Origin of the sequence: Lysinibacillus sp. RC79, from assembly GCF_041262405.1 — a bacterium.
Taxonomy (GTDB): Bacteria; Bacillota; Bacilli; order Bacillales_A; family Planococcaceae; genus Lysinibacillus.
In genome coordinates, this window is record NZ_JBGCCD010000001.1 from 458,421 (window position 1) to 469,300 (window position 10,880).

Below are 10,880 nucleotides of genomic sequence, written 5' to 3' on the forward strand. Positions count from 1 at the left end.
TTGAAGGAGAGCAGCATGAAAAGACTACGGGTTTTTGTAGTATCTGATTCAGTTGGTGAAACTGGTGATCAAGTAGCGAAAGCAGTTATTAGCCAGTTTCGACCTGGTTTGGAAAACACGGTAATTCGTCGTTTTCCTCATATACAATCAGAGGAGCTCATTCGGAAAATTGTAAGCCTTGCAGCGAAACAAAAGGCATTTATTGTGTATACGCTTGTTCGCCAGGAAATGCGATCGATATTACAGGAACTGTGTGAGCAAGAAAAGATATATGCTGTCGATATTTTAGGGCCTGCTTTAAAAACAATGGCAACTTTTGTGGAAGAGTTTCCTTTAGAAGCACCAGGGATTGTTCACCAGCTAGATGATGATTATTTTAAAAAAATTGAAGCTATTGAATTTGCAGTAAAATATGATGATGGTAGAGATCCACGTGGTCTATTACAGGCTGATATTGTGCTAGTCGGTGTTTCACGTACCTCTAAAACACCGTTATCACAATATTTAGCACATAAACGCTATAAGGTAGCGAACGTACCTTTAGTACCGGAAGTGGAGCCACCAGAAGAACTATTAATAATTGATCCGAAAAAATGTTTTGGTTTAATTATTTCTCCTGATAAATTAAACTCAATTAGAAAAGAGAGATTAATATCTCTTGGATTGAATGATGATGCTATCTATGCGCAGCATAATCGAATATTCGAAGAAATCCAGCATTTTGAAAAAATTGTCGCTAAAATCGGTTGTAAGGTTATTGATGTGACAAACAAAGCTGTTGAGGAAACAGCGAACGTCATTATTGAGCATATCTCGAACTGTAAATAAGAAACGAATGATGATAAACCACCTCGGTTGTAAGAGGCGGTTTTTTTGAGTCGGTTGTGAAAATAGTATAGATAAAAACTGATTTTTGTTTTATAATAATAAAATTGTGGTAAAAATATTTATTAAGAGAAAAATCCTATTTTTTTGTCGAGAAATAAAGGATTTTTAAATCGGATAGCGAATTGTGTTTTATAACGTAATTTAAAGATGGTGATGGATTTGGCAGGGAAGATTCCTGAAGAAGTGATTGAACAGATTCGCACACAATCGGAAATTGTTGATGTCATAAGCGAATACATGCAGCTTACAAAGCGTGGGCGAAATTGGTTTGGCCTCTGTCCATTTCATGGAGAACAAACGCCATCTTTTTCTGTGTCGTCAGACAAACAAATTTTTCATTGCTTTGGTTGTGGTGCAGGCGGTAATGCCGTTACTTTTGTGATGGATATAGAGGGTATTTCTTTTCCTGACGCAGTCGTGAAACTTGGTGAACGTGTTGGCATACATTTAGATATTGGGCCAAGTTTACCTGAAGTAGCGAAAAAGGTATCTAAAGCGGAAGAAAGGATGAAAGAAGCACACGCTTTTGCAGCAGATTTTTTTCATCATTTACTGTTAAATACTGAAGATGGTGAAGAACCTTTAAATTATTTGCTAGAAAGAGGATTTACAAGGGAACTTATAGAATCTAATAGCATTGGATGGTCTCTTCCTAGCTTTGATGCATTAACGATATTGCTTGAAAGAAAAGGTTATAACTTACAAGAAATCGCGGAAAGTGGTTTAGTTATCAAGCGTGAAGGAGAAGAACGCTATTTTGATCGTTTTAGAGGGCGTATTATGTTTCCTATTCGTGATGAGAACGGTAAGATTATAGCATTTTCAGGACGAATCCTTGCATCGACTGGTGAAGAGGCAAAATATTTAAATAGTCCAGAAACACCAATTTTTCAAAAGAGTGAAGTGCTATATAACCTAGATAAAGCACGAACCTCAATTAGAAAAAATCGTCAAGTAGTATTGATGGAAGGATTTATGGATGTTTTAGCAGCAACCTCTGTTGGCGTAACGAATGCTGTAGCAACAATGGGCACCTCGCTTACGAATCAGCATATCACAAAGCTAAAGCGCTTAGTAGAGCAGATTACGATTTGCTATGACGGTGATAATGCAGGTTTTGATGCGGCAAAAAGAGCGGCACAGTTACTTCAAACGGAACGTATGAAAGTCAATATTGCGGTGTTACCAGATAAGCTAGATCCCGATGAATACATTCGTAGTTTAGGTGGACAAGCATTTAAAGAACAAATTTTGGAAAACCCTCATGCGTATATTGCTTTTATGATGATGCATGCTAGACGAAATAAGAACTTTCAGTTTGAAAATGATACGCTTCAATATATTCAAGAAGTTCTTGAACAACTGGTAGGTAGATCATCACCAGTTGAACGAGATCTGTATATAAGACAGCTATCGAATGAAACAAACATCTCGGAAGAAGCGATTTATGCTCAATTCCGAAAGCTAGAGGCAAATCAGGTGCGTTCTACAAAAGTAGAAATGCCTGTTCCAACGCCTTCGATGCCGGTCACTCAGCAACACAAGCCTATGGACGCAGGTGAACGTGCCGAACGTTTATTACTGGCTCATATGCTTCATAATATAGATGTAGTGGACAGGGTATTACGTAGTGAGCAAAAAGATCCATTTGCACGAGATGCCTATATGGCAGTTTTTGTTCGCTTAGTAGGATTTTATGAAGAATATGGTCATCCTGATTATCAGCGTTTTGTTGAGATATTGGATGACTCTGAATTACGTAAGATTGTAATGGAAGCGGCTTTAGCGGAACGGGATCCCGACCAAGCAGAGGCAGAGGTCACAGACTCAATACGTCAGCTGCAAAAATATAGAATTGAGCAAGAAATTCAACAAAAGATGCATGAGTCAAAGGAAGCGGAGAAGATGCATGAGTATGCGCGTGCACTTGAAATCGCCCAACAGATTATTCATTTAAGAAAATCGTTATCGGCGATTTAATCCGATTCGGTTGTTTAGAAGGAGGAAGGTTTATGGCGGACAAGTCAGAACGTTCAAAAGAGGTAGAAGTAGAAATTACATTAGATGAAGCAAAAAAAATACTACAAGAAAAAGCAAAATCAGAAGGTGAAATTTCAATGAAAGAAATTTCAGAGAAACTAGCGCCTTTTGAATTGGAGAACGAAGAGATTTTCCACTTTGCTGAGGATCTTGAAAAGGCTAAAGACATTCAAATCATTGGAAAAGAAGAGTTTGAAGAAGAAAGCTTAATGAAAGAAGAAGCAAGCGAAGAGACTTTTGATTTAAATGATTTGAGTGTACCACCGGGTGTTAAAATAAATGACCCTGTACGTATGTATTTAAAAGAAATTGGTCGAGTTGATTTACTTTCTGCCGAGCAAGAAATCGCATTAGCGGAACGTATTGAGCAAGGTGACGAAGAAGCACGTAAACGCCTAGCAGAAGCGAACTTACGTCTTGTTGTATCGATTGCAAAGCGATATGTTGGCCGTGGAATGCTATTCCTTGATTTAATTCAAGAGGGGAATATGGGGCTTATCAAGGCTGTTGAGAAATTTGACTACCGTAAAGGCTTTAAATTCTCCACTTATGCAACATGGTGGATTCGCCAAGCGATTACACGTGCAATTGCAGACCAAGCACGTACAATTCGTATTCCCGTGCATATGGTAGAAACAATTAATAAATTAATTCGTGTACAACGCCAATTACTACAAGACTTAGGTCGCGAGCCATCTCCTGAAGAAATTGGGGAAGAAATGGATTTAACACCTGAAAAAGTACGTGAAATTTTAAAAATTGCACAAGAACCAGTATCTCTTGAAACACCAATTGGAGAAGAAGATGATTCACATTTAGGAGACTTTATTGAGGATTCTGAAGCTCAATCTCCATCTGACCATGCAGCTTATGAATTGTTAAAAGAGCAATTAGAGGATGTGTTAGACACATTAACTGACCGTGAAGAAAATGTCCTTCGCTTACGTTTCGGTTTAGATGATGGTCGCACACGTACATTAGAAGAGGTAGGGAAAGTATTTGGTGTAACACGTGAACGTATTCGCCAAATTGAAGCTAAGGCGCTTAGAAAGCTACGTCACCCTTCTCGTAGCAAACGTTTAAAAGACTTCTTAGAATAAAAACAAACAGTTTAGGGCTATCTAATTAGTGATGACTAATTGGGTAGCCCTTTTTTATGCTACTATTGAATCAGGAGAATACTCGTGTAAGTAAAGTCTATCAAAAGAAAATATTGTTTCGGAAATGTTTATATTGTGTATTAGAATGAGGCGATGTTCATATTTTTGCTACTTTATACAGATGTGTTTTTGAATATTTTGAGATAAAATTGTAATAACAACCATTATAAAGCAATGTTTGGAGCAAAAACTATGACAAATCCTCGAAAAAAAATAATCTTGAATGAGATTTTGTTTTGGAAGCAGAATAAGCTATTACCAGAGCATTACTGTGACTTTTTAGCGGCTCTGTATGCAGAGGGGGCGGATCTAGAGGAGTTAGAACCAGTACATCATAAACAAGCAATATTGCCTTCTGAAAAGAGAAAACTGCTACTTGTAATTGCGGGTATATGTATTGCTATGATTACTCTACTTTCTATTTACTTTACAATATCATCCTTAATGATAATTTTAACGGTTGTCGTTGGAATAGCTGCTTTGATATTATTTCGGACGGCGTTTCGAATGGCACGAAAAAATGATTTATTAGCTCCTGTTTTCCATTTGTTAGGTGCTATTTTATTGTTTAGTATGTCTATTCGAATTTACACTACATATTTTAATGGAAATAATATTGTGTTGTTTTGCTTGATTGCAGCAAACTGTGGGGTTTGGCTTTGGTCAGGTTTAAAAATGAAGCTACTTTATTTCACGGTCTCAGGTGTCCTAGGTTTACTAGCACTGATTAGCTATTATATCATAAACTTATTATAAGAACTCCCTTTGTAAATTAGTTTCGCTGACAAATGACAAGAATCTGTTTGCTTTTATATAGCTTACAGATTCTTTTTTTTTATCAAAATGTGATTTCGAAATTTATCCCATGTAAATTGCTGACGACTAAAAACAATAATCTGAGTATTGTGTTGCTGATATTGGAAAATATAGAATATTAATGGTTCATTACCGAAAGTTGTGGATGACTTTTATTTTAATGTATGCAATATATATAAGTTGATTGGAGTGGAGGCTGGGCGACTCCTCGGGGATCAGCGGCTCATCGGACGCCCCCAGGAAAGCGCCCAGCCGGAACGGAAATCAACCATACGTTATGGTGATGAGCCATGATAATAGGACTTATTGCTATGGCTTATTCTATTAGCAAATATCAATAAGTTATTTTGATTTTCTTGGTATATGATGCGTAAAGAGAGGAAAGATAACAACATGTAAGGAAACGAAGTTTAATTGCTAAAAAGGTAATAGATAGTCCAAATATTGGTGATTTCAAGACATATTTTATCCAAAAGATACAGAAATGTCGAATTTGTTACAAACAAAGGAAAACTTAGCGAATAGTCTTTTCGTTTCATGGTTAATGAAGTACAATATTAGATGTTGACTGATTCTATATTATCATAGAAGTAGATTTACAATGAGGAGGGGAAACATATGAAAAACAATCCAGTCGTTCCTTACATCTTAATTCTTGCATTTGGTATTGGTCTTATTTTCTTCATGTCTTTAACAGGTGCAGGAGACAAAAAAGAGATTGCTGCTGAAAAAGAAGGCGGTGGCGAAAAGACAGAAGCTACTGATGACGGCTCAGCTTTAGTACAATCTTGTATTGGCTGTCACGCTGCTGACTTAACTGGTTCTGTAGGGCCAAACTTACATGGCTTAGATGAGGCTCGTATCGTTGACGTTTTAACTAACGGTATCGAAGGAACTCCTATGCAACCTGGAATGAAAACTGAAGCGGAAGCAAAAGAAATCGCTAAGTACATTTCAACTCTAAAATAGTTAAAAAAAGTAGCTGTACTGAAAGCGTTTAATCGTAATCGGTACAGCTACAATTTATTTATCTTCATTTCAGTAAATGAAAAATGGAGTTGCTCAAAAATTTGAGTCAACTCCATTTGTTTTTTTTCACGACATCATACATACTAAGAATGGACACTATTTAAGACAGGCGGTAAAAAAAATGAATGCACAAAAATTATCAAAGCGATTAGAAACAGTAGCAAAATATGTACCCTCTGGTGCGGTTATAGCTGATATTGGCAGTGACCATGCATATTTACCATGCTACTTAATTCATAAAGGTATTGCTTCTTATGCGATAGCGGGAGAAGTTGTGAAAGGACCATTTGAATCAGCAGTTGGACAAGTGAAAAAAGAAGGCTTAACAGAAAAAATTACAGTACGACTTGCAAATGGCTTGGCAGCAGTGGAAGAAGCTGATCACGTAGATACAGTTACTATTGCTGGGATGGGTGGACCTCTTATCGTCTCCATTTTGGAGAAGCATCCAGAAAAATTACAAGGGGTAACAAGGCTTATTTTGCAGCCGAATATTCATGCAAAAGTGATTCGCGAATGGGCATTAGCATATAATTGGGCAATCCAGGACGAAGAGATTTTAGAGGAAGACGAAAAAATTTATGAAATTCTTGTATTGCAAAGAAGCTCAATGACGTTAACGGAACCGGAAATTTTATTTGGTCCGAAATTAATGCAACGAAAATCACCATCATTTATAAAAAAATGGTCACGTGAAAAAGAAAATTGGCAGCGTGTATTAAAGTCCATTGAAGGGGCAGATCAAACACCTGAAATTGAAGAAAAACGTGCAGAGTTAGTAGCTCTACTCAATTTAGTGGAAGGGGTTCTGTGAGATGAAAACAGTTAACGGTCAGGAAATTATACAATTGTTCGAATCATGGTCGCCTAAAAAACTAGCCTGTATGGAAAATGACCCAATTGGTCTTGCGATCGGCACATTAAATAAACCTGTAAGTAAAGTATTAGTCACATTAGATGTTAATGAAGCAGTAGCTGAGGAGGCTATTGCTCAAGGATGTGAGCTAATAATAGCGCATCATCCACCGATTTTTAGACGACTTTCGAATATTCGTACTGACAATCCAGCAGGGCGTTTATATGAAAAGCTTATAAAAAATGATATTGCCGTTTATGCAGCACATACGAATCTAGATGTGGCTGAAGGTGGTGTCAACGATTTACTAGCAGATGCTCTACAGCTTGAAAACCGTTCTATTTTAGAAGAAACATATGCGGAAAATATGTTGAAGCTGGCAGTTTTTATACCGACTGCAAATGCCAATGATTTACGGGAGGCATTATCAAAGGCAGGAGCAGGTCGTATTGGAGATTATGAAGCGTGTAGTTATACTACATTGGGAGAAGGGCGTTTCCGTGCACTAGAAGGCGCAAATCCACATGTAGGTTCTATTGGTGAATTACATGTTGAAGAAGAAGTGAAGGTAGAAGTAGTATTTCCAGAATCCATAAAAAATCGTGTATTAAAGGCAATGTTAAACGCGCATCCATATGAAGAACCTGCCTATGATCTCATTCGCCTAGACCAGCAAACGAATGTAATGGGCTTAGGCCGAGTTGGTTATTTACCACAAGAAATGACTCTTCATGAATTTACGCAATTTGTAAAGGGGCAGCTAGACGTACCTGCTGTCCGCGTTGTTGGGGATTTACAGTCGAAGGTGAAAAAAGTTGCGCTTGTCGGTGGCGACGGCAATAAATATATCTATTCTGCGAAACGTGCTGGGGCAGATGTATTTTTAACGGGAGATATGTATTTCCATACAGCCCAGGACGCTCAAGCAATTGGTCTACAAATCGTAGATCCAGGTCATCATGTGGAGAAAGTGATGATTGCAGGAGTAGCTAAAAAGATGGCGAGAATGTGTGAGGATAAAAAATATTCTGTTGAATTTGTCCAATCTACTATTCATACAGAACCGTTTTTATTCGTGTAAGAGGGGGGAATAGTTGTGGCGAGTGAAAGACCTGCTGGCAATAAAGCCGGCAAGTTATGGATTATGATTGGTTTACTAATTGCTGTGTTTGGGGTAGGTATGACATTTATGACGAATACGATAAATGCCAAAAAAATTGATGCTATGACCGAGCAATGTGAAAAAGATGGTGGAGAAGCCATTGTCTCTAAGGAAAAGAATTTTCTATCAACAAACTATTCATTTAAATGTAAACAGTAATAATAACAAGGCTGAATTATAGTATGTAATATAATTCAGCTTTTTTATGTAGAAAACAAAACGCTTAAGGAAATCTTTGTGAATGTTGTGCTCTAAAAATGAGGGTGATTTCCGTTCTAGGCTACTCGCTTTCCTGTGGGCGAGCGTCGAGCCGCTTCCTCCGCTGCGCTCCGTGCAGGGTCTCGCCTGTCTCGCTTTCCCACGGGAGTCGAGTAGCCTTCCACTCCAATCAGCAATAGCGTATAACTTTTATAAATTTTATTCATTTCAAAAGTGAACACTATTACTATTCACCATAATCAAACAGAAAAGACTTATAACAGTGACGCAATTGTAAACCTATTATTGCTAACGCTTAGATTTCGCACAAAGATGCCGTCGCTGTTTCGTTGTATCATTATTAATTAGAGTAACATGCCAATAGATACATGCTAAATGGTTGATTGTAGTGGAGGCTGAGCGACTCCTTGGGGATCAGCGTCACAGATGAGACCCTGGAGCGAGCTTCGCGAGTGAAGCGGCTCATCGGACGCCCCCAGGAAAGCGCCCAGCCGGAACGGAAATCAACCCCTCGTTTTGCCGAAGAGCCAAACATAATTTATTGTGAAACTTTAATACAATTGACATAATACGGAATATGAAGACTGAATTATAGTATTTAATATAATTCAGTCTTTTTGTGTATGCATGGATTAATTTTAGAGTGTTATGATAAGTGAGTATAAATTGCTATGAGAGGAGAGTTTTGGATTGTTTATTCGTTTAACAAAAGAACAACAAGAAACAATAATAGCTGATATTCAACGATTTTTCTATAATAATCGTGATGAGGATATTACAGAATTTGAAGCAGAAAGAGTATTAGACTTTATAAAGGAAAATATTGCTCCGCATATTTATAATGTAGCTATCTCGGATGCCAAATATGTTGTAGAGAGACAATATGCATCAATTGAGGATGAACTTGCAGCATTAGAAAGACCTATTAAAATAAAATAATTTTAGTTTGATTCAAAGTAAATAATAAAGATGCTAATTAATCATCTAACCTTTGAATAAAGTGGCTGTTTCCTGTACAACATGGCTAAGAGAGCCGATTTTATTCAATTTGATGAAAGTAATGATTCGGTTACACTTTGAGGGATAAAACAAGGAGGCAAAACATGGTGAAAATAGGGGTTATTTTAGGTAGTACGCGTGAAGGTCGTTTAAGCCCACAAGTTGGCGAATGGGTAAAGGAAGTAGCTGAAAAACGCGGAGATGCGGAATATGAAATCATTGATATCGCGGATTTTAAATTACCACTTCTAGGTGAGCCAGGTGGAGATGCTTCAGGGGCAGCTACATGGTCACAAAAAGTCGCTGCATGTGATGGTTTTGTATTTATCGTTGCAGAATATAACCATTCCATTACTGGGGCATTAAAAAATGCATTAGATTACTTGCGAGTGGAATGGAATAATAAGGCGGCAGGCATTGTTTCTTACGGTTCTGTTGGCGGTGCAAGAGCTGCTGAACATTTACGTGGAATTCTTGGTGAATTATTAGTTGCAGATGTTCGAGTCCATCCTGCTTTATCATTATTTACAGATTTCGAAAACGGCACAGTATTTAAACCAAAAGATGTGCAAGCAGATTCAGTAAATCAAATGCTAGATCAACTTATCCCTTGGGCAACAGCATTAAAAACAATTCGATAAGGGCCTTAAGCAGTGTGTACAATTAAAAGTGCATATTGCTTTTTTTATGCATTTAGAGACATATGGCTGAGTATGTTGTTTCTTTAGTGAAGGAGCTAATGGTGCAAATATAAAAAAGTAAAGAGGGCTGCTTAAAGTAAACTCATTACTTAGGAAGCGGCCCATTTTTTCGAAATGTCATCTCATTAATGTTTTATTTCTTCAATGACCTTTTCTTTTAAATCTGCATCCATTGAGGAAAGCTTAACGTTATTTGTAAGACGTTCTTTTAATTCTCGATCTGTCATAATCCCGCGTTCCTCTAGAATTTGAATAAGTAGATCTAACGTCATTAAATTTTTAATATCTGCTGCTTTTGTATCCATGTTAAATGCCTCCGAAAGTATAGTATTTCTACCTCTTTAGTGTACTCCTTTTTTAGAAGGTCGGCGTAAAATGGTCAAAACAAAGCGAATTTATTTCGTGTCCCGGAATATATTGAATGATTCTAGCAGTAGTGAAATACATACAATAGCTGGCTTTTATGAGAAATCAGCGACAAGTAGTTGTAAATGCAATAAAACTAATTAATAATGTCTGTATCAAAAAACTCCTAACAATGAACTGCACCCCAATTGTTAGACACATCTAACAATTGGAGGTGCAGTTTTTCTATGGCTAAATATACTGTAGAAGATAAATTACAAGCAGTTGAGCGTTACTTAAATGGAAATGAAAGTGCTAATAAAATAGCTAAATCTTTGGGGACTGATAAACAGGCAATTTTTAAATGGGTTAAGCAATATGAATACAATGGTGCGGAAGCTTTTATTAAGCCATATACAAATTACACACTAACGTTTAAAATGGATGTACTAAATTTTATGATTGAAAACGGTACGTCCTTAAACGAAACGGCAGCGATTTTTAAAATACCTGCCCCTTCAACAATTAGTGTTTGGAGAAAGCAATTTGAAACTCAAGGATTAAATGCCCTTCAATCAAAGAAAAAGGGGCGTCCATCCATGAAAAAAGAATTCAATAAACAATCGAAACAATCACCAGTCGAAGGCTCTACCGAAGCACTTGAA

12 protein-coding genes are annotated in these 10,880 nt (G+C 37.2%); 11 read left to right on the forward strand and 1 reads right to left on the reverse strand.

Annotated elements, in window-relative coordinates:
• Positions 1 to 15 precede the first annotated feature (15 nt).
• The 10 genes from ABH968_RS02200 (at position 16) to ABH968_RS02245 (ending at position 9,810) form a co-directional block, all read left to right on the forward strand.
• Positions 16 to 828: a pyruvate, water dikinase regulatory protein gene (locus tag ABH968_RS02200; RefSeq protein WP_370042135.1), complete on the forward strand. Its 813-nt coding sequence runs from the start codon at positions 16 to 18 to the stop codon at positions 826 to 828.
• Between the two features lie 207 nt (positions 829 to 1,035).
• Positions 1,036 to 2,868: a DNA primase gene (gene dnaG, locus ABH968_RS02205; RefSeq protein WP_370042137.1), complete on the forward strand. Its 1,833-nt coding sequence runs from the start codon at positions 1,036 to 1,038 to the stop codon at positions 2,866 to 2,868.
• Between the two features lie 32 nt (positions 2,869 to 2,900).
• The gene (rpoD, locus tag ABH968_RS02210; protein WP_370042139.1) at positions 2,901 to 4,028 is read left to right on the forward strand and encodes an RNA polymerase sigma factor RpoD; all 1,128 of its coding nucleotides are present in this window, start codon (positions 2,901 to 2,903) and stop codon (positions 4,026 to 4,028) included.
• A 252-nt stretch (positions 4,029 to 4,280) separates the two neighbouring features.
• On the forward strand, positions 4,281 to 4,844 hold the full coding sequence (locus ABH968_RS02215) for a hypothetical protein (RefSeq protein ID WP_370042141.1): 564 nt from the start codon (positions 4,281 to 4,283) through the stop codon (positions 4,842 to 4,844).
• Between the two features lie 678 nt (positions 4,845 to 5,522).
• On the forward strand, positions 5,523 to 5,873 hold the full coding sequence (locus tag ABH968_RS02220; RefSeq protein WP_370042143.1) for a c-type cytochrome: 351 nt from the start codon (positions 5,523 to 5,525) through the stop codon (positions 5,871 to 5,873).
• Positions 5,874 to 6,054: 181 nt separating this feature from the next.
• The gene (locus tag ABH968_RS02225; protein WP_370042144.1) at positions 6,055 to 6,747 is read left to right on the forward strand and encodes a tRNA (adenine(22)-N(1))-methyltransferase; all 693 of its coding nucleotides are present in this window, start codon (positions 6,055 to 6,057) and stop codon (positions 6,745 to 6,747) included.
• 1 nt (position 6,748) lies between these two features.
• Entirely contained in the window at positions 6,749 to 7,870 is a 1,122-nt protein-coding gene (locus tag ABH968_RS02230) for a Nif3-like dinuclear metal center hexameric protein (protein ID WP_370042145.1), read from the forward strand.
• A gap of 15 nt (positions 7,871 to 7,885) precedes the next feature.
• Positions 7,886 to 8,110 (forward strand): hypothetical protein, encoded by a 225-nt coding sequence (locus tag ABH968_RS02235; protein ID WP_370042147.1) that lies wholly within the window; start codon positions 7,886 to 7,888, stop codon positions 8,108 to 8,110.
• Between the two features lie 750 nt (positions 8,111 to 8,860).
• Positions 8,861 to 9,109 carry a DUF2164 domain-containing protein gene (locus tag ABH968_RS02240; protein WP_370042149.1) on the forward strand — a complete coding sequence of 83 codons (249 nt, stop codon included), beginning with the start codon at positions 8,861 to 8,863 and terminating at the stop codon, positions 9,107 to 9,109.
• A gap of 164 nt (positions 9,110 to 9,273) precedes the next feature.
• Positions 9,274 to 9,810, forward strand: coding sequence for an NADPH-dependent FMN reductase (locus ABH968_RS02245; RefSeq protein ID WP_370042150.1), 537 nt, complete (start codon positions 9,274 to 9,276; stop codon positions 9,808 to 9,810).
• A gap of 185 nt (positions 9,811 to 9,995) precedes the next feature.
• Here ABH968_RS02245 and ABH968_RS02250 read toward each other — a convergent pair whose 3' ends face one another.
• Complete coding sequence (locus ABH968_RS02250; protein ID WP_370042152.1) at positions 9,996 to 10,175, reverse strand: hypothetical protein; 180 nt, start codon at positions 10,173 to 10,175, stop codon at positions 9,996 to 9,998.
• A gap of 288 nt (positions 10,176 to 10,463) precedes the next feature.
• Here ABH968_RS02250 and ABH968_RS02255 point away from each other — a divergent pair.
• Positions 10,464 to 10,880, forward strand: a 417-nt coding sequence (locus tag ABH968_RS02255) for a helix-turn-helix domain-containing protein (RefSeq protein ID WP_370042154.1), incomplete at its 3' end; no start/stop codon positions are given.